This window comes from Sphingomonas segetis, from assembly GCF_009720245.1.
Classification (GTDB): Bacteria; Pseudomonadota; Alphaproteobacteria; order Sphingomonadales; family Sphingomonadaceae; genus Sphingomicrobium; species Sphingomicrobium segetis.
In genome coordinates, this window is sequence record NZ_WJSQ01000025.1 from 1 (window position 1) to 24,027 (window position 24,027).

The window sequence follows — 24,027 nt, forward strand, 5'->3', positions numbered from 1 at the left end:
CGCGAGCCCCACGATCGCCAGCCACGCCTCGGGGTCGCCGAATGCCGGCACGGGCGCGTTCCACCAGCCGGGATGTTCGGCGCGCAGCTCCTGCCGGAAGCGCACCAGCCGCGGGCACAATGGGCAATCGCGCGGCGCTTCGGCCTGGGGGATCGGCGACAGGTCGGCGGGTTGGAGCATTGACCGCCATTGCTTGGAACACAGTGACGAAGCAATCCAGATCACACGAAGAATCCGAAGCTGGATTGCTTCGCTCCGCTCGCAATGACAGTGCCAGCCGCGTGCCGCACCTCTACGCAATCGCGATCGGGTCGAACCGGCCTCACGGGCGGCACGGGCGTCCGCCGCAGGTGGTCGAAGCCGCGATCGCGCGGCTCGATGGGGAATTCGGCCTGTTCGACGCCTCGCCGATCGTGCTCAACGCCGCGCATGGCGGGGCCGGACGCGATTTCGCGAATACGGTCGCGCTCGTCGAGAGCGACCTCGAACCGGTCGAGATGCTCGCACGGCTTAAGGCTATCGAAGCGGATTTCGGCCGCCGGCGCGGCCGGCGCTGGGGCCCGCGCGTGCTCGATCTGGACATTGCGCTTTGGAGCGGAGGCAAATTCCGTTCGCGGCAGCTGACCATCCCGCATCCGCAGCTTGCCCGGCGCAGCTTCGTCCTGCAGCCACTCGCCGCGATCGCGCCCGATTGGAGCCTCGGCCCGCTGGCAGTCCGCCACCTGACAGGGCGCCTTGCCCGCAAGCGGCCGCAAGGGTAACGGGCCGATGCTGGTCGGGCCCATAGCTCAGTTGGTAGAGCAACTGACTTTTAATCAGTAGGTCGCTGGTTCGAATCCAGCTGGGCTCACCAGTTTTTGCCCTGCGGGCTACGGCTGGGTACCTGCGGGATTGCCGAAGGGATGAGGCGGCCGCCGGCGGCTGGCTTACTTGAACTCGACGTGCCGTCGCTTCCGCAGCGCCTTCTTCTCCGCCGGCGGCGCGGCGCGGCTGTCGGCGAGCAGCGCGAGGCACATGGCGAAGCACACGCCGATCGCAGCCGTGCGCAGCGGGAAATCGACGAACGAATGGGCGAGCACCGCGGCCGAGGCGATCGCCGCGGCACGCGCGAAGGGCCCTGTTTCGGGTGTCCGCCACGCGCGCCACACCGCCGCGGACCACCATCCGAGGAACAGCAGCATTAGAAGGATTCCCGGGAGCCCAAGCTCGAGCGCGAGCTCGGCATAATCGTTGTGCGCATGGACGACATATTCCGGCGTGGCCTGGGCGGGCTGTTCGTAGAGTGGGTAGACCGCGCGGAATGACCCGAGGCCCGATCCGAGCGGCATGAAATCCGCTGCGGCGCGCGAGGTGGTCGCAAGGATGTCCCCCCGCGAATGTGCCGACGTCGCGGCATGCTCGCCGATCTTGCCGCTGCCGATCGCCGTCGACTGAAGCACCGCGATCGCCGCGATGAACAACAGTCCGGTCAGGGCGACCACCCAGAGCCGCAGGCGGTTCGCCGGAGGAAGGACCACGAGCGCGCTCGCGGCGAGAACCGGAAGCGCGAGGCCCCAGCCGGCGAGCGAGCCATTGAGCGCCAGCCCCACGACGACTACGATGCCGAGGCCAGCCGCAATCGCGACGATCGCGGAATAGCGCTGCATGCCAGTCGTCCTCGCCGCTGCAACAATCGCCGCGAGGAAGGGAATCGCGATCACGAGCAGAGTGGCCATGTGATTGACGTTGGCGAAGAAGCCGACGCCTGCGCCGGGATTGGTCTCGCGGTAGAGGTAAAGCGGCGACAGTTCGGCGGTCGAGCTGGCGACCTGCATCGCGCCCAGCGCGATTCCGGCAAGGGTCCCGGCGATCAGCGCGATCGCGAGCCATCTCGGGCGATAGGCCCTGAGGCGGAGCATTGCGCAGACGATCGCAAGCGGCGGAATGATCCCGAGCAGCGAATCGAGAGTCGCGGCCGGCGTCAGCGACAGCGGCTCCGCGGGCACAGCCATGCCGAGCGCGGCGAATCCGGCGGCGACGCTCTCGCGGGGGCCAAGATTTGCCCAAATCGAAGCCGGCAATGGCACCAGCTGCAGCCCCACCAACGCGATCGCGGTCATCGCAATCAGCAGCAGTTGCCTGGCTGCGGGGGACAGCGGCTCATCCCCCTTGGCCATCGCCGCCCAGGCGATGATCGCGATGCCCGCGAGCTGGAGAACCATGTTCTGCCAGATTCCTTGCGCACTGCCGCCGAGGACGAGGCAGGCGAACAGATAGACCGGCGCCACGAGGATCCGGCCGACGCTAGGCATCAGACCCCGCGCGCGTCAGCCTGAGGTCCGTAACCGTCGCCTCCGCTTGCTGGGCAACGTCCGCGGAGCGGCCAATCAGCTCGAGCCGCTGCGCCGGGCAATTCGCCGGAATTTCGAAGGTCCAGCCATGCACTGCTGCCTGGTCGATCGGAATGTCGGCGATCGGCTCGCTCGATTTGTCGCAACGGATCGACCAGCGCAGCAATTCCGGGTGCGCGGAGGAACCCGCGAGCTGCATCTGCAGGCGGTACCGGCCCGCCGGCAGCAGGACGAGCTGGCTCGCCAGCGGGCCATCGACATTGCCGTAGAAGATGACGTGGAGCTTCCTGCCGCGCTGCCGCTCCGCGATCCCGACATCAGACGAGCCAAACGACCAGTTGAAAGGCGGTGGGGGCTCCGGCATCGAGAAGCCCGGGTCGAAGACGAGGTCGTGCTCGCCCGCACGGCCCGGGCCCGCACCGACCGACGACCAGATCGCCCGGGCGCGCACATAGTCGCCGCTTGCGACCAGGTTCGAGAGCAGGATCGGGAGCCAGTTGCTTTCGGGCGTGCGGTGCTCCGCATCGGCGAGCGCGAGAATCGCCTCGGCATTGCGCGCGTCCCGCGCGAGTGCGGTCAGAACGTCATTCTCGAGCGCCGGCTGGGACCGGAACAGCGCGCGCATCTCCGGCCAGTTGCTGCGGTTCTTCGCATAAGCGGCGACGAACGGCGCTGCCGCGCCGGCGCCGTTCGGAGAAAGCCTTGCGAGAATCGTCACCTGTTTCAGGCCTTTGAGCAGAGGGCCCGAGCGCAGATAATAGCCGGCGAGGAAGTAAGCTGCGGGCATTGAGCGTGGATCGCGCCACTGCGCGGCAAGAAAGGCGGCTTTCGCGGCTTTGCCGTTGCCTGCCGTCTGCGCCCGGACTCCGCGGACAAGGAACGGCTCCGGCGACAAAGGGGATTTGGCCGCGGCATCCTCGAACATTCGAAAGACATGCGGGTCGATTGGCCTGCGTTCGCGCGACGCGGTACCGATCTCGGCCAATCCGCGCGCGATCTCCACCGACGGATGGCCTGCCCAGAACCTTGCCGCAGACGCGGGCCGGAGCGGCGCCAGTGCGGCAACCGCGGCGTTGCGAACCACCTGGACGGCAAGCAGCAGCGCAAGGACGACGACAAGGACGCGGCGAACGATCAGCAAACCCTTCCCCCGCCGCTTGTCAGGCTTCCGACTCCTCGGCGGCCGCCGACTCGCGCTTCTCTTCCTCGGACTGAGGGATCATCAGGATCTCGGTGCTCTTCACCTTGCCCTTGCCGTAACCGTAGCCGTAGCCGTAACCATAGCCGTAGCCATAGCTGTAACCATAGCCATAGCGGCCGTAGCCGTAGCTTCCCCCAGCGTCGGTCGCCTTGGTCAGCACCGCACCGAGGATGTGGGTGCCGGTAGCTTCGAGCCGGTTGAGGGCCTCGACGGCCGCGCGTGTGCGGGTCCTCGAGCTTTCGATGACGAACAGTACTTCTCCAGCGGCGGCCGCGAGCAGCGGCGCGTCGGCGAGCCCGAGAGTCGGCGGACCGTCGATGATCACCAGTTCGAAGCGCTCGCTCGCCTCCGCCATCACCTTGCGAATTCGACCCGTAGAGAGCAGGTCGGCAGGGCTCGGCGGAATCGGACCGCTCGGCAGCAGCCACAGATTGGAGTGCTGGGTCTCGACGACATGGTCCTCGACTTTGTCGTCGGTGGTGAGCAGCTTGCTCAACCCGACCTTCTCGCTTGCCGCCTTGAACGCCGGTTTGCGCAAGTCGCCGTCGATGAGAAGGACCGACCTTCCGCGCCTCGCGAAATTCTGGGCAAGCGCGAGCGCCGAGGACGACTTGCCTTCACCCGACCGCGTGCTGGTCAGCATCAGCACCTTGGGCATGCCCGCTTCGGTGCTGAAGCGAAGTGCGGCGACGATGGCCGAATAGGCTTCGGAAATCACCGAGGTCGGATCCTTCAGATCGTCGACGAAGGCGTCCTTGGCCGGCGTGCGCGGCACCGCACCGAGGCACGGAAGCGAAAGCTTGCGGCGCACGTCCTCGCGGCTCTTGATCGTGTCGTTGATGAACTCGAGCCCGATCGCACCAGCCATGCCGGCGGCAAGGCCGAGGCCGAGGCCGAGAAGGAGGTTGAGGAACAGATCGGGTTTGAACGGCAGCCGCGGCACGGTCGCCCGGTCAACAATCGACACCGGGGCAACGCCAACGCCTCCCGCGACGCCGATCTGCTTGTAGCGCTGCAGCAGTGCATCGTAGAGCGCGCGGTTGGTGTCCACGTCGCGCTGCAGGATGGTGTAACGAATGCTTCGGCCGCGCAGGTCCAGCACCGCGCCCTTGAGCCGCGAGACTTGCGCCTGGAGCTGCCGCTCCGCCGACAAGGCGGCGCGATATTGCGCAAGCAGGGTGTTGTTGCGGCCGGAGGTGACGCGCGCCGCCTGCTGACCGATCTGGCGCCGCAACTCGTCGATCTGCGATTTCAGGCTGACCATTTCCGGGTGGTCGGGCTTCATGAAAGTGCGCTTCTGCTGATAGTCGGCCTGAAGTTGCGCGAGCTGCTGCTGCATCTGCTGCGTGCTCTGCGTGACTTCAGTCGTCGGGCCGGTCGCAAGCGACTGCCGGTACGCGCCTTCCGCCGCGATCCGCCGCGCGGTCGCATCGGCAAGCGAATCGTTGAGCTTCATCAGCGCATCGCCCTGCAGCGAAGTGGTGTCGTTCCCGCTTTGCGTATTGCCGGTGTTCACGATCCCCTGCTGCTGGGCATAAGCGACCAGCGAGCGTTCCGATCGTTCGAGAACCCCACGCGTCTTGTTGATCTGCCGCTCGAGGAAGTTGCGTGCGTAGGCCGAGGATTCGTAGCGCCGCTGTATCGCGGTATCGATGAAGCCGTCAGCAACGGCGTTCGCGACGCTCGCGGCGAGCTGGGGCGAAGTGGAATCGAAGGTGAACTTGATCAGCTGGCCCTGCTGCGGCGGGATGACGGTGAGGTTGGATGCGACCAGCGCGGTGGCGATGCGCAGCCGCCGCGACGCGTTGACGTCCTGCGGCACGACCTCGGGGTTATTGGCGAGGTTAAGCTCCTGGGCAGCGCGCTCGGCTACGCTGCGGCTCTCGAGCAGGCCGACCTGTGTCGCCACGAAACTGTAACTGTCCCCGCCGGAGACGACCTGCTGGTCGCGGTCCTGCTCGGTCACCTCGAAGGTCGGCGGATTGGCTTCCAGCGTCACCCCCGCACGATAGACGGGACGCGTGAGCAGAGTCGCTAGGATCGCGCCGGCAAGGCCGAGCGCGACGGCACCCAGTACGAGCCAGCGCCAATGGTGGACGATGCGCATGAGTGCGGGCAGGTCGAGGATCGTCGATGCGGAATAATTGCGCTGTCCGCGGCCGAGCTGTTCGGCGCCGGTGTAGGGGCCGACCGGCCATGCGCCCTCATTGGGTACTGCCAGGCTGGTGTTCACGTTACTCGCCTCGCGCTTGTATTGCCCCGCCGTGCATCAGAACGGCCTGAACAGGTTGATCAATGGGATGCTCGAAAAAATCTGCCGCTGCACTTCCTTGATCCTCGATCCGTCGACGACCACGATGTCGCCCGCATAAATCCGCGGATCGCGCGCCTGGCCGCGGCGGATTGCAGTGAGGTCGAACGCCGCTGCCTGCCGTTGGCCGCCGATAGTGCGAAATACCGCGACGCGGCGCGGATTGGCATCGTCTCGCGTGCCGCGGGCAAGCGCGATCGCCTGGATCAGAGTCATCGGCCCGGCGACCTGGAATTGACCGGCCTGGCCGACCGCCCCGTCCACCGTCACCACGTGGGCGCGCGACTCCTTGATCGCGACGCTGACGTCGGGATGCTCGAAATATTTGGCCCCGAGCAGCTGTGTCAGCCTGTCGTCGAGCTCGGCCGTCGTCATGTTGACGGCATCGACCTCGCCGACGAGCGGGAGTGAAATGTGCCCTGCGAGATCGACCTCGTAGTCGCCGGAGATCTCCTCGCCCTTGAAGACCTTGATCGACACCTTGTCGAGCGGCGAGATATGGTAGTTGGATTCGAGCGCCTGGACCGTCGGAGCATCGGGAGCCGCGAGCGGCCGATCGTAGGGGATCGTGCCCCCGCGCGTGTCCGCACAGCCAGCAGCCAAAATCGCAGCTCCAACGGAAAGCACAGCCAGAAATCGGCGTGGAGTCAGATCAATAAACACGATCGCTTCTCCCGTGTCGGAGGGGCGCCCTATTCCAAATTTGGTCGTTTGTTGAGGGACTAATGTCCAAAATCGCGCAAGTCAGGACGACGCCACCTCCTTTTCGACCGTTCGAGTGTCCAGGAACCAGCTGTCGGATCCCTCGATCGCGAGCGCCGTCAGCACGCCCGTCCGGTAGGCGCCAGTGTCGATCCCGATGCGGTTTGGGCGCATTTCGACCTCGGGGCGGATGGTGTGCCCATGCACGACAATGAAGCCGTGGTCCGTCTCATCGAACAGGAACGGCTCGCGGATCCAGCGCAGGTCGGACTGGCGCTGCTGGTCGATTTCGACTCCGGGGCGGATTCCCGCGTGAACGAACAGATAGTCGCCGAAGCGGCAGGAATCGTCGAAGGATTCCAGGAATTGGACATGATCCTTCGGGATTGCCTCACGAACGACCGCCAGCGCGTCATCATCGCTCAACCGGGCCATCTGCCCCGCGTCCACACCGTAGCTGGCGAGGCATTCGCGCCCCCCGAACGAGCGCCATTTGGCGATCAAGTCGGCCTCGCCGCCAAGGATTCGAAGCAGCACCTCCTCGTGATTGCCGAGCAGGAAGACCGCCTGCACGCCGGGGTGATCGTAGGTGCGGAGACGCTCCACGACCTGCGCCGAACTCGGCCCGCGATCGATCAGGTCCCCGACGAAGACGAGCAGGACCTTGCGCCCCTTGCGGTCGGCGATGTCGCCGTGAATCTTTGCCAGCAGCTGCTCCAACAGGTCGAGACGGCCGTGAATGTCGCCCACCGCATAGGCCCGCCATCCGCGCGGGCCCGCCGGGCCGATCTCCTGTCGCGCAGCGAAATTGAACATCGGCCCCCTTAGCCCGACCTGCCTGTCGCCTGGCAAGAACTTCCAGAGCGGATGAAGAACGATCCAGATCGCAAACTGCTCCTGAACCGCTCCCGAATTGCGACGCTCAGGTGCTGACCAGGTCGAAGCGGGGGATCTCGACGTCGAAGGCGGTGCCGTCCTCGTCGACCATGCGGTAGCTTCCGCTCATCGCTCCGCTCGGCGTGTCGAGTGGACATCCGGAGACATAATCGAAGCTGCCGCCGGGGGCGATCAGCGGCATTTCGCCGACCACTCCTTCGCCCACTACCTCATGGATCGTTCCTCGCCCGTCGGCGATCGACCAGCTGCGCGAAAGCAACTGCACCGCGACCTCGGAGCCGTTCTCGATGCGGACGTGGTAGGACCAGAACCAGCGGTTTGCCGATGCGTCCGACTGCTCGGCGAGGAAGCTGACCGCCACGCGCACGGCGATGCCACGGGTCACCGCGACATTGGGGAACAGCATGGCAAGGGCGTCGATCGTCACGCGCCTAACTTAGCGGGCGCATCACGCCGCACAACTAGCCGAGTCCGCCTGCGCGCCGAAGCCGTTCGACCAGTCGCGACCGCGCCTCGGCAAGGCCGCGCGACCGCTCCGCGATGAGGTCGCGCAGCAGGAAATGGCCAGTCAGCGCCAGTCCCTCGTCGATCTCGGCCCACGTCCCCTGCCCACCTTCGCGGACGAAGGGCGGAAGCGGCAACAGCTTTCCGGCATAGGGCTCGGCCTGCGCTGCGCTCACCGCCCGGCCCGACTTGGGGCTCACCGCGACGAGTTGGTCGCTCGCGCCGGTCACCGCGCAATGGTCCAGATCGAGCCCAAAGCCCAGCTCCGCAAGCAGGAGCAACTCATAACGGACCAGCGCGGCGCCCCATCCGCTGGCCGACGGCGCCGCCTCGATCGCGTCGAGCAGCGCTTCGAGTGTCTGGTAGAGCCTTGGATAGGGCTGGCCCTCCGGAAGCGCGGTCGCGGTGAGCACCGTCGCCCACTCGATCGCAGCAGCCGGGAGCGGCTCCGACAGCAACGGCCCGCGGCTGTGGACCAGCTCCACGGTCGCCTGCGGGAGCTGCGTCTCTGTCCGAGCGGAAAGCTGTGCCTCGACGACATTGCCGGCCATCAGCACAGGGCGCATGCGCCGCCCGCGCGCGCCGCGCACATAGGCCGCCTGGAGTCCGTGCCCGGGAGTCATCAGCCGCGCCACGGCGCCGTGCTCGCCGTGGCTCCTCAATGCGCAGACAATGGCGATCGTGCCGTACCGCATGGCTCAGCGCTGCGCTCTCGTTTGCCGCGGGGCAAGTCTGCCGTATAGCCGCTGACCGATGCCAGCGCCGGACCCAGGCACCAGCCGCGCAGCGCCGTCCGATTGGCTGCTCCTTGCGCTCATCGCCGCGCTTCCGCTGATGAAGCCCCCGCTCTCTTACCCGCTGGTTCTTCCCGACATTCTCTTCCTGATGCTCGCGGCCGCTGTCGGCTTCGATCTGCTCTTGCGCCGGCGACGCATCGAGTGGGCGCAGGCGAACTGGGTCCTCCTCGCCTACGCAGTAGGCCTTGCGCCGTCGCTTCTCGCCAGCGGCGACGTTGCGTCCAGCCTGACCAAGCTCGCGGGCAGCCTCTATCTCGTCACGCTCGCCGGGCTGACCGCGTTGCTGATAAACAGCGAGGCGAAGCTGCGGCGTGCGATCCTGGTGTGGCTCGGGACCACTGCCGCGATGGGGCTTCTGGCGCCGCTCAGCGTCGCCGCGTTCGCGCTCTCGAGCGGCTCGGGGCTGCTGGATTACACCAGCTACGGTTTCGGCTCGCTGCCTCCCGGCAATTACCCGCGGCTCGCGCTGACCTTCATCAATGCGAACATGATGTGCAACTATCTGACGGTCTCGCTCGGTCTTCTCCTCGCGGCGAAGCGCTGCGGATGGATCGCACGCGCGCCCTTTAACCTGCTGCTGGCCGGCATCCTTTTCGCCGCACTGACGAGCCTTTCACCCGGCCTCGGCGGGATTGCCTTGCTTGCGGGGCTCTGGGCCTGGCTGACTGAGCGCAAGTCGGCGCCTATGATCGCGAAATGGGGATTGGCGGCCGGCATCGGCCTTGCGCTCCTCTTCGCCGTCGCGCTTGCCGTCACTCCGGTCATCTATCCGGCCGCGCCGTTCGTCGTCCGGGTACCGCTGACTGACGCCATCCTTGTCCCGTCCGGCCGCTTCCTGACCTGGACATCGGCAGCGGGCGAGTTCCTTCGTCACCCACTGATCGGGCACGGCATCGGCATCGATGCCGCTGCCGTCACCTATCCTCGGCCCGACGGCTTCGTCGAGCAACTCACCGATGCCCACAACCTGTTCCTCAGCATCGGCGCGCAGGCGGGCCTCGCCGGGCTGGCCGGACTTGGCGCGGTGATTGCGCTCGCAGTGCGGCTCACGGGACGACTCCATCTCGACGAAAGGCGCGGGTCAGCGTTGAGGCTGGCGCTCGGTCTCTCCTTCCTCGACGCCTTCGTCTACCAGGGCCTCGGCGGATCGTTCGAGGACACGCGCCATCTCTGGGTGCTTCTGGGATTGCTGATTGCGGCAGGCAGGCTGAAGTTCACCCGCCCGGATGGAAATAGTCATAGACCTGGCGGGCCGTTGCCCGGCTGATCCCCGGCGCCTTTTCCAGATCCTCGAGCGCGGCGCCTTTGACCGCTCGCGCCGTCCCGAAGTGCATCAGCAGCGCCCGCTTGCGCGTCGGACCGATGCCGGGGACGTCGTCGAGCGTCGACATGGTCAGGCTCTTCGCCCGTTTCGCGCGGTGCGTGCCGATCGCGAAGCGGTGCGCTTCGTCGCGCAGGCGCTGGAGATAGAACAACAGGCCCGAGTTCGGCGGCAGTGTGATCTCGCGCCCACCCGGCAGATGGAAAATTTCGCGTCCCTCGCGCCCGTGATGCGGCCCCTTGGCCACTCCGACCACCGGCACGTCGTGCACGCCCATGTCCTCCATTACCTCGCATACCGCGGATAGCTGGCCCTTGCCGCCGTCGATCAGCAGCAGGTCCGGCCATTCGCCACTCTGCCGGTCTGGATCTTCCCTTTCGAGCCGCCCGAAGCGCCGCTCGAGCACTTCGCGCATCATTGCGAAATCGTCGCCCGGGTTCGTTTCCGGCCGCTTGATGTTGAACTTGCGGTAACCGTTCTTGCGGAAGCCCTCCGGCCCCGCGACGATCATCGCACCGGTCGCGTTCGTCCCCATGATATGGCTGTTGTCATAGACTTCGATCCGCTTGGGTACGTCGGCGAGCTCGAACGTGTCGGCGAGCTCTCGCAGGATCTTGCCCTGGGTCGTGGTTTCGGCGAGGCGGCGGTCGAGCGCTTCCTCGGCGTTGCGCTTCGCCTGCTCGATCAGCTTGCGCCGCGAGCCGCGCTGCGGGACCTCGATCCCGACCTTATGGCCGGCGCGCTCGCACAGCGCCTCCTCGAGCAGTTCCCGATCGGCAAGGGCGCGATCGAGAAGGATCCGCCGCGGGGGCGGCATGTCCTCGTAGAACTGGACGAGAAAGCTCGACAGCACTTCGGTTTCGGGAACGTCGTTCACATGCGCCGGGAAAAACGCGCGGTGGCCCCAATTCTGCCCGCCGCGAATGAAGAAGGCCTGGATCGAGACCGTGCCGCCCTTGCACGCGAGCGCGAACACGTCGGCGTCGCCAAGCCCCTCCGCATGCACCGTCTGGCTGCCCTGGATGTAGGTCAGTGCGCGCAGGCGGTCGCGATAGACGGCGGCGAGCTCGAAGTCTTGCCGCTCCGCCGCCTCCGCCATCGATTTGCTGAGCCGAGCCTGGACCCCGGTCGACTTGCCGGCGAGGAAGGCCTTGGCGTCATCGACCAGCTCGTCATATTCCTCGACACCAATGCGGCCCACGCACGGCGCCGAGCAGCGCTTGATCTGGTAGAGCAGGCAGGGGCGCGAGCGGTTCTCGAAATAGCTGTCGGAACAGCTTCTTAGGAGGAACAGCTTTTGCAGCGCGTTAAGTGTTCGAGTGACCGATCCCGCGCTTGCGAACGGCCCGTAATAATGCGCCTTCTTGATCCGCCGCGCACCGCGATGCTTCTGGATGCGCGGGAACGCATGATCTTCGCGCAGCAGGATGAACGGAAAGCTTTTGTCGTCCCTCAGCAGCACGTTGTACGGCGGCCGGAAGCGCTTGATTAGCTGCGCCTCCAGCAGCAGCGCCTCGGCCTCCGTCCGGGTGGTGACGATCGTCATCGAGCGCGTCTGCGAAACCATGCGCTGGAGCCGCTTCGGAAGCTTGGCGACCTGGGTGTAATTGGTGACCCGATTCCGCAGCGCCCGCGCCTTGCCGACGTAGAGCACGTCGCCCCGCGCATCCTGCATTCGATACACGCCCGGCCTGCGCGGAAGCGTCTTCAACACCTCGCGGATCGCCGCCACCCCGGCGTCGAGGTCCGGCTGCTCCGACCCGCGCACGGTGTACGTCGCCTGATCCTCGTTGAATCGATCGGCGGCATTGGGCTGGTCGGGACGGTCGGCCGGAGTGCGGTCCATCCCTCCGACCTAGTGATTCCGTCCGGGTGTTGCGAGGCTTAAGGCGCGGTCGCGGCCTTGAGGCCGGCAAGCGACAACCGCCTGCCCGGCTGAAGCTTTAGCGACTCCTTGTACGCCTCTGCGGCGCCGGCCTTGTCGCCTGTGGCCAAAAGCTCGTCGCCAAGTAGCTCCCAGGTCGGCTTTTGCAGCATCGGCGGGCCGAAGACCGCGGGCAGCGCCTTCTCCCGTTCCGCAGCCGCACGGAGCGCCGCCATGCCCTCTGCCGAACGCCCCTCCGCCAGCATTGTCACTGCCGCCGCCTCGGCGCGGGCGACATCAAGCCAGGGCATGGACTGCGGATCGTCCGGGAACTGCTCCGGATAGGCGGTTTTCAACACTTCATAACTGGCATTGAGCGAGTGCAAGGCGGCAGCCGCTTTGGCGGAATCGTGGCGGGCAGCCAGGACGTCGCCGTAATCGTCGACGAAGCGAGCGTAGTTTAGGCGACCGTCCGGAAGCTTCTGGCGCGGTGCCCAATTACCGGTCTCGACTCCCCGGCGAACACGGATGTCGGCGGCGCTCCCCACGTCGTCCTCACCGCCTCCGGAGATCCAGGGCTGGTGGCCCTCGCCCACGACCCTCGCAATGTCGTCGGCAGCGACCTTCGTGCATTCCGCCAATTGGGAATCGACGCTCTTGCCTTCCTGCAGGCGGGCGTAAGCGAGCCATATCCCGCCATGACCACATGCCATGCGCGGCCGCATCTCCTCTCCCATCGAGCGCACGATGGCTTCGCTGGCATCGATATTCGCCTGCTCCACCTCGGGCCACATGCCGAGAGCGAGGTAGATGTGACTCGTCATATGCTGGGCGTGGGCGGAATCGGGCGCGATCTTGTTGTAGACCCGCGCCATCGGCAGGCCGCGCTCCGCATAAGCGGGCTCGTCATAGGCGTGGATCAGATAGTGGGTCGCGCCGGGGTGATGCGGGTTCGCCTTGAACACCGGCTCCAGCATGGCGGCAGCACGTAGATAGGCTTTCGTGTCGCGGGTCCCGTGGCTGCGTCCCATCGTCGCCAGGGCATCGAACACGAGCGCTTCGGTGTCGTCTGGATAGGCGGCGTGGAGCGCGTCCATCTTGTCCGCGTAATCCTCGTCGCGCTCATATTTGGTGCCGGTGCCATAGAGGGCCTCGACCGCGCTCAACCACATTTTCTCGCGGTCGGTCTTGGCCTTTGCGGCGCGCGCTTCCGGGGTCGGTCCCAGTTTTGCGAGGATCTTGCGCGCCTCATCCGCATGCTGCTCCGCCCACAAGGTGTAATTGTGGGCCATGGCCTCGCCCCAGTAAGCGAGCGCGAAGTCGGGATCGGCTTTCTGCGCATCCTGGAAGGCCGTGATGGCCCCCTCATATTGGAAATTGTGCAGTAGCTTCACGCCGCGCAGGAACGGCGCCTGAGCCGCCTGGTTGCCGCTGTTCGGGAATGTCAGATCGCCCAGCTTGTCGCCGGTCGGCATCGAATGATGATGCTCCTCCGGCCGGTCCGGGACCTGAGCCAAGGATGCGCTTGAGATCATCAGAGCCGCTGCGCAAGCAGCTAATCCAAATCGCGGCATCTGCCCCCTCCGCTATTTGCTCGCGCGATTATAGCGGAGCCCAGCAATCGTGGGAATTGCTACGCCGCGGCCCGCGCCTCCTCCTCTTCGGCGAGCATCCACTCGACGCAGGCGCGGGCGTGGATGGCGGTCGTGTCGTAGACCGGAAGCACGTTGGCGCGGACATCGACCGCGAGCACCAGCTCGGTGCAGCCGAGCACGACCGCCTGGACCTTCTGCTTGGCAAGCTCCGTGATGAGCGTCTTGAGCTTGCGCTGGCTCTCGCGAATCACACGGCCGGCGGCAAGCTCCTCGAAGATGATCCGGTCGACCTCGGTGATCGCCACCTGGTCGATCGGCGCCAGCGTGATGCCGCGGGCTTCGAGCCGGCCGCGGATATGCTGCTCTGTCATAGTGAAGCGCGTGCCTAGCAAGGCGACGCGAGTGCGCCTGTCGGCGGCGAGCCTGGCGACCGTCGCGTCGCCGATGTGGAGCATCGGCACGCCGAGCTTCGGCGCAACCGCGTCATAGACCTTGTGCCCGGTGTTGGAGGTGATGATCACCGCCTGCACGCCGGCAACTTCGAGGCGCTTTGCCGCCTCCTCCGTGACCCGCGCGACTCCGTCCCAGTCGCCCGCCAGCTCCATTTCTGCAAAGGGCGCCAGGTCGAGACTTTCGATCGCCAGCCGCGCGCTGTGCAGCCCGCCGAGCCGCTGGGCGATTCCACGGTTGATGTGCTCGTAGTAGAGCGCCGTCGAGTGCCAGCTCGTCCCGCCGATGATGCCCAGTTTGCGCAATTAGCGCCCCCTTTCCCGATTGGCCGACTGACTCGGCGCCCGCGCCGAATTGTCCAGCAACTCACCTTCCGCGGCAAGGCGGTAACGCCTTGGGTTACCGCGAAATGAATCGGCTTGCGGCGAACCGTTGAAGCAGCCGAAAAGACGCGCCATGATCGACGATGCGCAGACCAGCGGGACGGTGCTGATGGTGCGGCCCGCGAGCTTCGGTTTCCACGCAGAGGCGGCGCAGTCGAACGCCTTCGCCCGAGCGTCATCCGACGCAGACTTCGGAGACGCGCTGCGTGAGTTCGACGGGACGGTCGAAGTGCTGGACAATGCCGGAGTCGAGGTGCTGGTCTTCGACGACCGCGCCGACCCCGCCAAGCCCGACGCCGTGTTCCCGAACAACTGGGTGTCGTTCCACGCCGACGGCACAATGGCGCTCTACCCGATGGCGACCGCCGCTCGCCGGCTGGAGCGCGATCCGGAACGACTGAGAGCACTGCTCGAATCGAGCGGGTTCGAGGTTCGCCGGATCGTCGACCTCAGCTTCCACGAGAATCACGGCCATTTCCTCGAAGGCACCGGCAGCCTCGTGCTCGACCGGCCGCAGCGTCGCGCGTTCGCGAATATTAGCCCGCGCACCGACGCGGTCGTCATCGCCGACTTCGACGAGCGGCTCGATTTTTCGACCCTGCTGTTCGACGCCCGCGACCGCGCCGGACGGCCGATCTACCACACCAACGTGCTGCTCAGCCTCGGCACCCGGTTCGCCATCCTGTGCACGGACGCGGTCACCCCCGAATTCCGCGAGGTCCTGACCGACGAGATCGAGGCCACCGGGCGCGCCCTCATCGAGGTCGATTACGACCAGATGCGCCAGTTCGGCTGCAACGTCATCGAGCTGAAAGGCCGCAATGGTCCGGTCATCGCACTCTCTTCAGCTGCCCGGCGAGGTTTCCGCCGGGATCAACTGCGACAGCTCGAAAGTTTCGGCGAGCTGGCGGAGGCGGCCATTCCCACGATCGAAACCATCGGCGGCGGGAGCGTCCGCTGCATGATCGCCGACGTCCACCTGCCTCGCGTCAGCCCAGCGCCTTGACGATCTCCTCGGTCATCTTCTTGGCGTCGCCGAGAAGCATCATCGTGTTGTCGCGGTAAAACAATTCGTTGTCGATCCCGGCATAGCCGACGCCGCCCATCGAGCGTTTTACGAACAGACAGGTCCGCGCCTTCTCCACGTCGAGCACGGGCATTCCGTAGATCGGCGAGCTCTTGTCGTTCTTGGCGGCGGGGTTGGTGACGTCGTTCGCGCCGATCACGTAGGCGACGTCGGTCTGCGCGAACTCGCTGTTGATGTCGTCGAGCTCGAACACCTCGTCATAGGGCACGTTCGCCTCGGCCAGCAGCACGTTCATGTGGCCGGGCATGCGTCCCGCGACCGGGTGGATCGCATATTTGACCGTCACGCCCTTGGCCTTGAGCAGGTCGGCCATTTCGCGAAGCGCGTGCTGCGCCTGCGCAACCGCCATGCCGTAGCCCGGGACGATCACCACCTGGTCCGCCTGCGCCATCAGGAACGCGGCGTCCTCGGCCGAGCCGCGCTTGTACGGCCGGTCTATGGCAGCCGCCTCGCCGCCGCTCGCCACGGCCCCGAAGCCGCCGGCGATGACCGAGATGAAGCTGCGGTTCATCGCCCGGCACATGATGTAGCTGAGGATCGCGCCCGAGCTTCCAACCAGCGCGCCGGTGATGATCATCGCCGTATTGTGCAGCGTGAACCCCATCGCCGCCGCGGCCCAGCCCGAATAGCTGTTGAGCATCGAGATCACGACCGGCATGTCGGCGCCGCCGATCGGGATGATCAGCAGGAAGCCGATCGCGAAGCTGAGGCCCACGATCGTGAAGAACACCAGGGGGTGCTGGTCCTGGACGAAATAAGCGATCAGCCCGAGGATCGCGACGAGCGTGCCGAGATTGAGCACATGCCGCAGCGGCAGCAGGATCGGCTTGCCCGACATGTTGCCGTTCAGTTTGAGGAAGGCGATCACCGAGCCCGAGAAGGTGATCGCGCCGATGGCGACTCCGAGCCCCATCTCGATCCGGCTGACGGGCAAGATGCTCACGAACGACGGCGACGCGATCGGCGTGATTCTGACCGCGATGCCGAATGCTTCCGGGTTGAGATACGCTGCCGCGCCGACCAGCACGGCCGCCATGCCGACGAGGCTGTGAAACGCCGCGACCAGCTGCGGCATCGCCGTCATCTGGATCTTGCGTGCGATCACCAGCCCGATCCCGCCGCCGATCAGGATCGCGGCAAGGATTTCGAGGGCAGTTCGGCCATCGATGTTGACATTGTACGCATCGATGCCGGTCTTGATTGTCTCGACGGGCGCGTGCGTGACCACCGTCGTGATCACCGCAATGGCCATGCCGACCATGCCGGTGATGTTGCCGCGCCTGCTGCTTTCCGGGTTGGACAGACCCCTGAGCGCGAGGATGAAGCAGACGCCCGAGATCAGATAAGCGAGGAGCACCCAGGCGGGCACCGCGACGATCAGGTCGGTGTGCATCGGCCTAGCGGTCCTTCTTCCGATACATAGCCAGCATCCGCTGGGTGACCGCGAAGCCGCCGAAGATGTTCACGCTGGCGAGAGCAACAGCGATCAGGCCGAGCCATTTCGAGCTGGGGCTGCCGCCGGCCGCCGCGGCAATCAGCGCGCCGACTACGATCACCGACGAAATGGCGTTGGTCACGCTCATCAGCGGCGTGTGCAGCGCCGGAGTGACCGACCAGACGACGTAGTAGCCGACGAAGCAGGCCAGCACGAAAATCGACAGGATCGAGATGAAGTCCATCAGGCCTCCGCAATCGGAAATGGACGAATCCGACACCTGTCCGACACTTTGGTGCTGAAGCGCGGGGTTGTCGGATATGTCGGATTCCGCGAGTTGCCGGCACGTCCACGGACCGGACGTCTGCCGGAGTTCATCAGAAGACGCCTGCCGAACCACTGCATCAGCGCGACATTGCACATTTGAACGGCTGTAGGACAGAGGCAATGTCGGACGGCCGCCGATACCGCTGGCAAAATGCCTCGTTCACGACGTTAATTTCCGCTCGGTTAGCGCTTTCCTAACCTTTTCGCGCGCATGCGTGGGAGGCCAATTGGGAAGGGAAGTGCGCTTGAGCTCGAAGCGCAAAATGCATGCCGCCGAACCGCCGCCGTGGAAGCTGCTTCTGTGGACGGCCGTTGCCGGACTCGTCTTCGGGCTGATCGGCTTCGGCGAAATCGCCGAGGACTGGCTTCGCATCGCGCGCAACAACCTGCACAAGCACAGCGCAAGCGGCCAGCTCGTCGTTCTCACAATCGACGACAAGTCGCTTCACGAGATCGGAAATTGGCCCTGGCCGCGAAGTACCGACGGCAAGCTCATCGACAAGCTCTCTGCCGCGGGCGCCAAACACATCTTCTTCGACGTAAATTTCTCCTTCGCCTCGAAGGCAAGCGAGGACAAGGCATTCGCCGAGGCGCTGCGCCGCTCCGGACGAGTGACGCTCTTCACCCGATCCAAGGGAGGAGCGGATGCTTCATCGGCTGCAATCGTCGATCCGCCGGTGCCCATGTTGGCGCGCAACGCCCGGGTCGCGACCGGCAGCTTCCATTACAATTACCAGAACGCGGTCTGGAAGGTGCTCTATTCGGCGCGGGTCGGCCAAACCACGATTCCCTCCTTTGCGAGCGCAATAGCCAACGCCCATGGAACTCCGGATACCCAATTCCGCGTGGACTATTCGATCGAACCTTCGACGATCCCCGCTTATTCGGCAGGAGATGTCCTGACTGGCGAAATCGGCAAGAAACAGCTCGCCGGAAAAGACGTCATCATTGGCATCGGCACAGATGTGATCGGCGACGTCTTCTTCATCCCGGGCTACGGCAGGAGCTTCGGAGTCTATGTGCACGCAATTGCGGCGGAGACCCTGCGGTCGGGCAAGCCCGCGGATCTCGGCTGGTTTCTTGCCTTCCTGTGCGGCTTCGGGGCGGCAGTGCTCGCGCTGCGGATGAATCGGCTCACGATCCGGCTGCTTGTTTTGGGGGTCGCCGGCGCGACCCTGCTGTTCGTCCCCGTGTTCCTCGAAGCAAACCTCATCTTCGTCGATGTTACCCCTGGACTGTTCGTGCTGCTGGTCGTTGGTACCGTCCTCGGGTGGCGGCGCTATCGGGCGCGCGGGCTCGTAAATCAGGTTTCGAACCTCCCGAACCTAAACGCGCTGCGGCTCAATCGCGAAGGACGCGATCGCGCGCTCGTCGCAGCGCGAGTTCTCAACTACGAAGAGATCGCTGCAACGCTACCACCGGAGAAAGAGCGGCAGCTGATCGATCAGATCGTCGCGCGGCTGAAGGTCGGATCGCCGGCCCGCCTGGTGTACCAGGGCGACAGCGGCGTCTTCGCCTGGTTCGAGGAGCCGCTCCAGCCTGTCGGCAACCACCTCGAAGCGCTCTATTCGCTTTTCCGCAACCCGGCGCGTGTCGGTGGCTTGTCGATCGACCTCTCGATCGCGTTCGGCGTGGAAATCGGGAGCGGCCGCTCCCTCCCCAACCGCCTCGCGAGCGCGCTCGTGGCGGCCGACGAAGCGGCGCACCAGGGTCTCAAATGGAAATATCACGATCCGGAGTCGCTCGAGGACGCGTCATGGAAGCTGTCGATGCTCAGCCAGCTCGACGAGGCGATCGACCGGGGCGAGGTGTGGGTCGCCTACCAGCCCAAGCTCGACATCGCGACTCGCCGGATCATCGGGGCGGAGGCGCTGGCTCGCTGGACACACCCCGACAAAGGCCCGATCGCCGCATCGGAGTTCGTCGCCGCCGCGGAGCAGCATAACCGAATCGGCAAGCTCACCGATTTCGTGCTCGAGAAAGCAATCGCGGCCGGCGCCCAGATCAACAAGCGCGACGGCGACTTCAACATCGCGGTCAACCTCTCGGCGCGGTTGCTGACCGACAAGGGCTTCACGCTACGCCTGTCGGCACTGCTCGCGCGCCACGGCCTGTCGCCGACCCATTTGACGCTCGAGCTGACCGAAACGGCCGCGCTGGCCGACAGCGGCGAGGCGCTGGAGATGATCGCGCGGCTTCGCGACCTCGGCATCAACATCGCGATCGACGATTACGGGACCGGCCAGTCGACCCTCGATTATCTCAAGAAGATTCCGGCGAACGAGATCAAGATCGACCAGAGCTTCGTCAAAGGCATCGTCGACAACCGCAGCGACCGGCTGATGGTACAGTCGACCATCGGCCTCGCCCATTCGCTCGGCCGCAAGGTCGTCGCGGAAGGAGTCGAGCACCGCGACATCCTCGACCTGCTCGTCGATCTCGACTGCGACATCGCGCAGGGCTTCGCCGTCGGTCGGCCGATGAGCCTCGAGAGCCTCGCCAAGCGCGCGGCCTCGGACCGCCGCCGCCGCAGCGCGGCCTAACCTACCCCAAAGTAATCAGGGCGCCATGAGCGCCCCCAATTTCTTCGACAATCATCCGTGTTGGACGATTCCCCCGATTTCTTGGTGAATCGTTTGCTAACCATATCGATTAAGGTTAATGTCCCTTCATCTGCCGAATCGCACTTGGAAGAACGGGGACGGAAAATGAAAAAGACACAGACTCGCGGTTTCTGGAGCTGGCTTGGTGGTTCGGGTTGGGCTTCGGGCGGCGGCAACGGCTAAACGCCGCAACATTTCAAACAGTTAGAAAGCGCCCGCGTTTCGCGGGCGCTTTTATTTCGGGCGGCTGGAACGTGGTCACCGACCAGGCTAGGCGGACCCGATGCTCCGCCAGGCCAGCACAACGATAACGATTCGCGCGAGTCGTCCAGGTCTCCAGGAAATCACGTCGGACGTGCGCGAATTCGTTAACGAAAGCGGCTTCCGCGAGGGCCTCCTCACCGCTTTTTGCAGCCACACCTCCGCTTCGCTCCTCATTCAGGAGAATGCCGCGCCGGCAGCGCGCCGCGACCTCGAATTCTATTTCGAGCGGATTGCCCCTGAAGGCGGCCCGTACGAACACGACGACGAACGCTCCGACGACATGCCCGCGCACCTCCGCTCGGCGCTGACCGCCACGCAGCTCTCGATCCCTGTCGCGCATGGACGGCCGGTCCTCGGCAGGTGGCAGGGTATCTTCCTGTTCGAGCACCGCCGCGGCACGCCGGAGCGGCAAATCGCGCTACACCTGATCGGCGAATGAGCCTCGATTCCGTCAAGGCGTGGCTTGCCGCGCACGCGCCCGACCTCAAGCTGATCGAGGTCGAGGGGACCACCGCGACGGTCGCGACCGCGGCGTCGGCGCTTGGCGTGGAACCGGGCCGGATTGCAAAGACTCTGGCCGTCCGCGCCGGGGAGCAACTGTTCCTGCTCTGCACCCGCGGCGACGCCCGCCTCGACAACCGCAAGTGCAAGGACGAGCTCGGCGCCCGCCCGCGGATGCTCGGTGCCGAAGAGACGTTCGAGGTGACCGGGCACCGCATCGGGGGCGTCTGCCCATTCGGCCTCAAGCAGCCGCTGCCGGTCTATCTCGACGTGTCGCTGAAGGCGTTCGACGTCGTTTATCCGGCGGGCGGGTCGCTCAACACGTCCGTCGAGGTTACCGTCGATCGCCTGTTCGACCTGGTCGCCGACCGCTGGGTCGACCTATGCCGGCTGCCGGAGGAAGCGGGCGGGGCTTAGCTCCTCCGGCGAGACGTCTGACACCGGCCACGGCGTTCGCGCGATCAGCGATCGGACGACCGCGGCCATCGCCGGCGAGGTTTGCAGGCCGTAACCACCTTGCCCCGCGAGCCAGAAGAAACCTTTGGCATCGGGAGCGAAGCCGGCGGCCGGGTGGCGGTCGGGCGTGAAGGTGCGAAGGCCCGCCCACTTGCTGTGGATCTGGCGGACCTCGACCGTCGTGCGCTCCTCCATCCGGAACGCGGCGAGCGCGACTTCATATTCGTCCGGTTGCGCGTCGCAGGGATCGCTCGGCACCTCGTCCATCGGCGAGGCGAACAGGCGTCCGCTTTCAGGCGCGAAATAGAGCTCGTCGCCGATCGTCTTGGTGAAGGGCAGCGCGTCGAGCGCGGCCCCGTGCGGCGCGTCGAAGGTGATGATCGTCCGCCGCTTCGGTTCGAGGCCGAGCGGCAGGACGCCGGCGAGCTTCCCCACCGCGTCGGCCCAGGAGCCGGCGGCATTGACGAGGATGGGCGCCGAAAACCGGTCGCCCTTGTCGCTCGTCACCGTCCACGAGCCGGCCGCACGCTCGATCCGCGCAATGCGCGCGCCCGTGTGCAACTCGCCGCCGCGGCTTCGCAGCTGTCGCAGATTGCCCTGGAGCAGTGCGTGCGGATCGAGGCGGATGCCGTCGAAGTCGGCGATGCCGTAGAGGGCGTCGGACCTCAACAGCGGGCAAAGCTGGTGGACTCCCGCTGCATCGAGCCGCTCGAGCTGGGCGAATTGGGAAATCTCACTGTCGAGCGCGTCGAGCGCTGCACGCTCCTCCTCGCGCGCATGGACCAGCACCGGCATGCGATGGCCTAGCGGCGTGCCGGCAAAGGCCTCCGGCGGGTTCTCGAAAAACGGCCGGCTGGCGAGGGTCAGCGCGCGCACCAGGCGGTCGCCGAGCGCATAGTGGAGCATGGTCGCGCTTCGGCCGGACGAGTGATAGCCGATCTGCTCCTCGGCTTCGAGCACCGCGACCCGCGCGTGACCGGACAGCGCAGCGGCCGCGGAGAGACCCGCAATCCCCCCGCCGATCACGATGATGTCGGGCGCGTTCACGCCGCCGTCAGGCGCTCGTTCACCACCTTGCCGCTCTGGGTGAGCCGGACCGCCTTCACGATCTCGTCATCGTCCGTAAGCACGGGACGGCCCTGATCCTGGTCCCAAAAGGCGCTCAGGAAATTGTAGAGGTTGCGCGCGAACAGTGCCGAGGCATCGGCGGCAAGGGTGCGCGCGAGGTTGGTCGCGCCGATGATGGTCACGCCGTGGCTTTCGACGCGCTCGCCGCTGACCGTGCCCTCGACATTGCCGCCGGCATCGGCCGCGAGATCGACGATGACGCTGCCCGGGCGCATGGTCGCGACTTGAGCGTCGCTGATGAGCCGCGGCGCGGCGCGGCCGGGGATCAGCGCCGTGGTGATGACGATGTCCTGCTTGGCGATGTGGCTCGACACCAGCTCGGCCTGCGCTTTCTGATATTCCTCGGACATTTCCGTCGCATAGCCCCCGGCGCCTTCGCCCTCGATGCCGGCGACATTCTCGACGAAGATCGGCTTGGCGCCGAGCGACTGTATCTGCTCCCTGGTCGCCGAGCGCACGTCGGTCGCGCTGACCTGGGCGCCCAGGCGCTTGGCGGTGGCGATGGCCTGCAGGCCCGCGACGCCGACGCCCATCACGAACACCTTGGCCGGGCTGACGGTCCCCGCCGCGGTCATCATCATCGGGAAGGCGCGGCCGTAGGCGTCCGCCGCTTCGACGACCGCCTTGTAGCCGGCGAGGTTCGACTGAGACGACAGGATATCCATCGATTGCGCGCGGCTGATGCGCGGCATCCATTCCATCGCCAGGGCCTCGAGGCCCGCGGCGGCGTAGCCCTCCACGCGCTCGCGCTGGCGCATCGGATCGAGCCCGCCGACGAGAAGCGCACCGGCCTCGGCTCCGTCAAGCGACTGCGACTCGGGTCCGGTGACGCACAGGATGATGCCCGCGCCCTTGAGCACGTCTTTGCGGCTGGCCGTTGTTGCACCCGCAGCCTCGAAGTCGCCATCGGAAACCGAGGCGCTCTCGCCGGCGCCTTTCTCCACCGCCACGTCCACTCCGAGCGCGGCGAATTTCTTGACGGTCTCGGGCGTCGCGGCGCAGCGCGTCTCGCCCGCCGCTTCCTTCAGGACCGCGATCTTCATGCCCTATTTGAGGATCAGAAGGACAATGAGGCCGACGATCAGGCAGATCACCGCGCCCCACTTCATCATCCTGGTGAAGCGCCCGTAGTCATGGACGTGCACAGCCACGTCCTGAGTCGGCGGACTGGCGAGCAGCAGCTCCTCTTCGGCCATCATTTACCCCTTTGCGTTCGAAGCGATTGCAGCCGTCCATAACAAGGCCGGCCGCACTCCCCAAGCCCCGCAAAGGCGACGGCTTAAGTCCCCCTTTACCGGTCCACCCGTAGGGTGGCCGCGAAAGGCGGGATATGCGCGAAGAACCCACACGCTCGCTCTTGCTCCTCGATGCCAATGCCGACGAGCGCAGGCTGATTTCGGCGATTGCGTCCCGCGCGGGATGGAGCGTCGTCGGCGCCGCGGACGGGGAGCAGGCGATCGCGCTGCTCCAGGGGCCGCACGGGCGCGAAGTGCGGGCCGCGATCTTCGGCAGCTGGGAGGCCGGGCAAGGACCGCAACTGATCGATGCGCTGCGCGCCCATCGCACGGAGCTGCCGGTAATCGTCCTCTCACACGTTGACACCGTTTCGACAGCAGTCGAGGCAATGCGCGCCGGCGCGTCCGATTTCCTGGTGCGGCCGGTCGCGCCCGAGCGGCTGCTCGAAGCGCTTGCCGTCAATGCCGACCGCCGCCGCCCGTCCGGCGAGCTCGCGCCCGTCTCGGAGAAGCTGGCGCCCGCGCTTGAGCTCGAGGAGCTGGTCGGCGCCGCTCCCGAGTTCCGCGCTGCGCTTGCCGTCGCCGCCAAGTCGGCGCGCAACCGCCTCCCGCTGCTGATCGTGGGCGAGCCGGGCA

At 66.0% G+C, this 24,027-nt stretch carries 22 protein-coding genes, 1 tRNA gene and 1 pseudogene; 8 read left to right on the plus strand and 16 right to left on the minus strand.

The features are described 5' to 3' along the window. Window positions 1-180 (minus strand): annotated as a pseudogene (locus GH737_RS04110) (hypothetical protein); the annotation flags it as partial. 65 nt (window positions 181-245) lie between these two features. Here GH737_RS04110 and folK point away from each other — a divergent pair. Beyond that, window positions 246-761: a 2-amino-4-hydroxy-6-hydroxymethyldihydropteridine diphosphokinase gene (gene folK, locus GH737_RS04115; RefSeq protein WP_230558617.1), complete on the plus strand. Its 516-nt coding sequence runs from the start codon at window positions 246-248 to the stop codon at window positions 759-761. A gap of 16 nt (window positions 762-777) precedes the next feature. After that, window positions 778-853, plus strand: a tRNA-Lys gene (locus GH737_RS04120). A 73-nt stretch (window positions 854-926) separates the two neighbouring features. On the opposite strand, the gene GH737_RS04125 is transcribed toward GH737_RS04120, so the two are convergent. From GH737_RS04125 to recO, 7 genes are all read right to left on the minus strand, one after another. Then, entirely contained in the window at window positions 927-2,291 is a 1,365-nt protein-coding gene (locus GH737_RS04125; RefSeq protein ID WP_155263592.1) for an O-antigen ligase family protein, read from the minus strand. Next, window positions 2,284-3,471, minus strand: a complete 1,188-nt coding sequence (locus GH737_RS04130) for a hypothetical protein (protein ID WP_155263593.1) — start codon at window positions 3,469-3,471, stop codon at window positions 2,284-2,286. Before GH737_RS04130 ends, GH737_RS04125 begins: the two co-directional genes overlap by 8 nt. 19 nt (window positions 3,472-3,490) lie before the next feature. Continuing rightward, window positions 3,491-5,764: a GumC family protein gene (locus GH737_RS04135; RefSeq protein WP_155263594.1), complete on the minus strand. Its 2,274-nt coding sequence runs from the start codon at window positions 5,762-5,764 to the stop codon at window positions 3,491-3,493. Between the two features lie 36 nt (window positions 5,765-5,800). Next, window positions 5,801-6,445 carry a polysaccharide biosynthesis/export family protein gene (locus GH737_RS04140; protein WP_155263595.1) on the minus strand — a complete coding sequence of 215 codons (645 nt, stop codon included), beginning with the start codon at window positions 6,443-6,445 and terminating at the stop codon, window positions 5,801-5,803. A 141-nt stretch (window positions 6,446-6,586) separates the two neighbouring features. Then, the gene (locus GH737_RS04145; protein ID WP_155263596.1) at window positions 6,587-7,360 is read right to left on the minus strand and encodes a metallophosphoesterase family protein; all 774 of its coding nucleotides are present in this window, start codon (window positions 7,358-7,360) and stop codon (window positions 6,587-6,589) included. Window positions 7,361-7,466: 106 nt separating this feature from the next. Further along, window positions 7,467-7,847 carry a Co2+/Mg2+ efflux protein ApaG gene (apaG, locus tag GH737_RS04150; protein ID WP_155263612.1) on the minus strand — a complete coding sequence of 127 codons (381 nt, stop codon included), beginning with the start codon at window positions 7,845-7,847 and terminating at the stop codon, window positions 7,467-7,469. 55 nt (window positions 7,848-7,902) lie between these two features. Then, window positions 7,903-8,640: a DNA repair protein RecO gene (gene recO / locus GH737_RS04155; RefSeq protein ID WP_155263597.1), complete on the minus strand. Its 738-nt coding sequence runs from the start codon at window positions 8,638-8,640 to the stop codon at window positions 7,903-7,905. Between the two features lie 58 nt (window positions 8,641-8,698). Here recO and GH737_RS04160 point away from each other — a divergent pair, with 58 nt between their 5' ends. Further along, window positions 8,699-10,009, plus strand: a complete 1,311-nt coding sequence (locus tag GH737_RS04160; RefSeq protein ID WP_155263598.1) for an O-antigen ligase family protein — start codon at window positions 8,699-8,701, stop codon at window positions 10,007-10,009. On the opposite strand, the gene uvrC is transcribed toward GH737_RS04160, so the two are convergent. From uvrC to GH737_RS04175, 3 genes are all read right to left on the minus strand, one after another. Further along, window positions 9,957-11,909, minus strand: coding sequence for an excinuclease ABC subunit UvrC (gene uvrC, locus GH737_RS04165; RefSeq protein WP_155263599.1), 1,953 nt, complete (start codon window positions 11,907-11,909; stop codon window positions 9,957-9,959). The genes GH737_RS04160 and uvrC overlap by 53 nt on opposite strands. A gap of 38 nt (window positions 11,910-11,947) precedes the next feature. Beyond that, complete coding sequence (locus GH737_RS04170) at window positions 11,948-13,444, minus strand: tetratricopeptide repeat protein (protein WP_155263600.1); 1,497 nt, start codon at window positions 13,442-13,444, stop codon at window positions 11,948-11,950. Window positions 13,445-13,560: 116 nt separating this feature from the next. After that, a complete protein-coding gene (locus tag GH737_RS04175; RefSeq protein WP_155263601.1) occupies window positions 13,561-14,277 on the minus strand; it encodes an aspartate/glutamate racemase family protein in 717 nt (238 codons plus the stop codon). 151 nt (window positions 14,278-14,428) lie between these two features. On the opposite strand from GH737_RS04175, the gene GH737_RS04180 reads away from it, so the two are divergent. Beyond that, window positions 14,429-15,361 carry an arginine deiminase-related protein gene (locus tag GH737_RS04180; RefSeq protein ID WP_155263602.1) on the plus strand — a complete coding sequence of 311 codons (933 nt, stop codon included), beginning with the start codon at window positions 14,429-14,431 and terminating at the stop codon, window positions 15,359-15,361. Here the strand turns inward: GH737_RS04180 and GH737_RS04185 are convergent. Together GH737_RS04185 and GH737_RS04190 are read right to left on the minus strand one after the other, a co-directional pair. Continuing rightward, a complete protein-coding gene (locus GH737_RS04185) occupies window positions 15,345-16,835 on the minus strand; it encodes an NAD(P)(+) transhydrogenase (Re/Si-specific) subunit beta (protein ID WP_155263603.1) in 1,491 nt (496 codons plus the stop codon). The genes GH737_RS04180 and GH737_RS04185 overlap by 17 nt on opposite strands. A 4-nt stretch (window positions 16,836-16,839) precedes the next feature. Beyond that, entirely contained in the window at window positions 16,840-17,121 is a 282-nt protein-coding gene (locus tag GH737_RS04190; RefSeq protein ID WP_155263604.1) for a proton-translocating transhydrogenase family protein, read from the minus strand. 328 nt (window positions 17,122-17,449) lie between these two features. Between GH737_RS04190 and GH737_RS04195 the strand changes: the two genes are divergently transcribed. The 3 genes from GH737_RS04195 to GH737_RS04205 all read left to right on the plus strand — a co-directional run bounded on the left by GH737_RS04195 (window position 17,450) and on the right by GH737_RS04205 (window position 20,989). Beyond that, window positions 17,450-19,747 (plus strand): EAL domain-containing protein, encoded by a 2,298-nt coding sequence (locus GH737_RS04195; protein ID WP_196232974.1) that lies wholly within the window; start codon window positions 17,450-17,452, stop codon window positions 19,745-19,747. A 343-nt stretch (window positions 19,748-20,090) separates the two neighbouring features. Beyond that, window positions 20,091-20,510 carry a secondary thiamine-phosphate synthase enzyme YjbQ gene (locus tag GH737_RS04200; protein ID WP_155263606.1) on the plus strand — a complete coding sequence of 140 codons (420 nt, stop codon included), beginning with the start codon at window positions 20,091-20,093 and terminating at the stop codon, window positions 20,508-20,510. Next, window positions 20,507-20,989, plus strand: coding sequence for a YbaK/EbsC family protein (locus GH737_RS04205; protein ID WP_155263607.1), 483 nt, complete (start codon window positions 20,507-20,509; stop codon window positions 20,987-20,989). The genes GH737_RS04200 and GH737_RS04205 overlap by 4 nt, the downstream gene beginning before the upstream one ends. Here the strand turns inward: GH737_RS04205 and GH737_RS04210 are convergent. The 3 genes from GH737_RS04210 to GH737_RS04220 are packed head-to-tail and all read right to left on the minus strand — an operon-like array spanning window position 20,954 to window position 23,352. Then, window positions 20,954-22,075 carry an NAD(P)/FAD-dependent oxidoreductase gene (locus GH737_RS04210; protein ID WP_155263608.1) on the minus strand — a complete coding sequence of 374 codons (1,122 nt, stop codon included), beginning with the start codon at window positions 22,073-22,075 and terminating at the stop codon, window positions 20,954-20,956. The two genes, GH737_RS04205 and GH737_RS04210, sit on opposite strands and share 36 nt — an antisense overlap. Continuing rightward, on the minus strand, window positions 22,072-23,199 hold the full coding sequence (locus GH737_RS04215) for a Re/Si-specific NAD(P)(+) transhydrogenase subunit alpha (RefSeq protein ID WP_155263609.1): 1,128 nt from the start codon (window positions 23,197-23,199) through the stop codon (window positions 22,072-22,074). The genes GH737_RS04210 and GH737_RS04215 overlap by 4 nt, the downstream gene beginning before the upstream one ends. 3 nt (window positions 23,200-23,202) lie before the next feature. Further along, a complete protein-coding gene (locus tag GH737_RS04220; RefSeq protein WP_155263610.1) occupies window positions 23,203-23,352 on the minus strand; it encodes a hypothetical protein in 150 nt (49 codons plus the stop codon). Between the two features lie 134 nt (window positions 23,353-23,486). On the opposite strand from GH737_RS04220, the gene GH737_RS04225 reads away from it, so the two are divergent. Continuing rightward, window positions 23,487-24,027 (plus strand): response regulator (locus GH737_RS04225; RefSeq protein WP_155263611.1); only part of this gene is annotated, 541 nt, incomplete at its 3' end.

What these genes read in the sequence shown, in the direction of transcription:
- GH737_RS04185 (WP_155263603.1), bottom strand. Translation starts at nt 16,835, where the DNA reads ATGCACACCGACCTGATCGTCGCGGTGCCCGCCTGGGTGCTCCTCGCT.
- GH737_RS04190 (WP_155263604.1), bottom strand. Translation starts at nt 17,121, where the DNA reads ATGGACTTCATCTCGATCCTGTCGATTTTCGTGCTGGCCTGCTTCGTC.
- GH737_RS04145 (WP_155263596.1), bottom strand. Translation starts at nt 7,360, where the DNA reads ATGTTCAATTTCGCTGCGCGACAGGAGATCGGCCCGGCGGGCCCGCGC.
- GH737_RS04160 (WP_155263598.1), top strand. Translation starts at nt 8,699, where the DNA reads ATGCCAGCGCCGGACCCAGGCACCAGCCGCGCAGCGCCGTCCGATTGG.
- GH737_RS04215 (WP_155263609.1), bottom strand. Translation starts at nt 23,199, where the DNA reads ATGAAGATCGCGGTCCTGAAGGAAGCGGCGGGCGAGACGCGCTGCGCC.
- GH737_RS04125 (WP_155263592.1), bottom strand. Translation starts at nt 2,291, where the DNA reads ATGCCTAGCGTCGGCCGGATCCTCGTGGCGCCGGTCTATCTGTTCGCC.
- GH737_RS04200 (WP_155263606.1), top strand. Translation starts at nt 20,091, where the DNA reads ATGCTCCGCCAGGCCAGCACAACGATAACGATTCGCGCGAGTCGTCCA.
- recO (WP_155263597.1), bottom strand. Translation starts at nt 8,640, where the DNA reads ATGCGGTACGGCACGATCGCCATTGTCTGCGCATTGAGGAGCCACGGC.
- GH737_RS04220 (WP_155263610.1), bottom strand. Translation starts at nt 23,352, where the DNA reads ATGGCCGAAGAGGAGCTGCTGCTCGCCAGTCCGCCGACTCAGGACGTG.
- uvrC (WP_155263599.1), bottom strand. Translation starts at nt 11,909, where the DNA reads ATGGACCGCACTCCGGCCGACCGTCCCGACCAGCCCAATGCCGCCGAT.
- apaG (WP_155263612.1), bottom strand. Translation starts at nt 7,847, where the DNA reads ATGCTGTTCCCCAATGTCGCGGTGACCCGTGGCATCGCCGTGCGCGTG.
- GH737_RS04180 (WP_155263602.1), top strand. Translation starts at nt 14,429, where the DNA reads ATGATCGACGATGCGCAGACCAGCGGGACGGTGCTGATGGTGCGGCCC.
- GH737_RS04205 (WP_155263607.1), top strand. Translation starts at nt 20,507, where the DNA reads ATGAGCCTCGATTCCGTCAAGGCGTGGCTTGCCGCGCACGCGCCCGAC.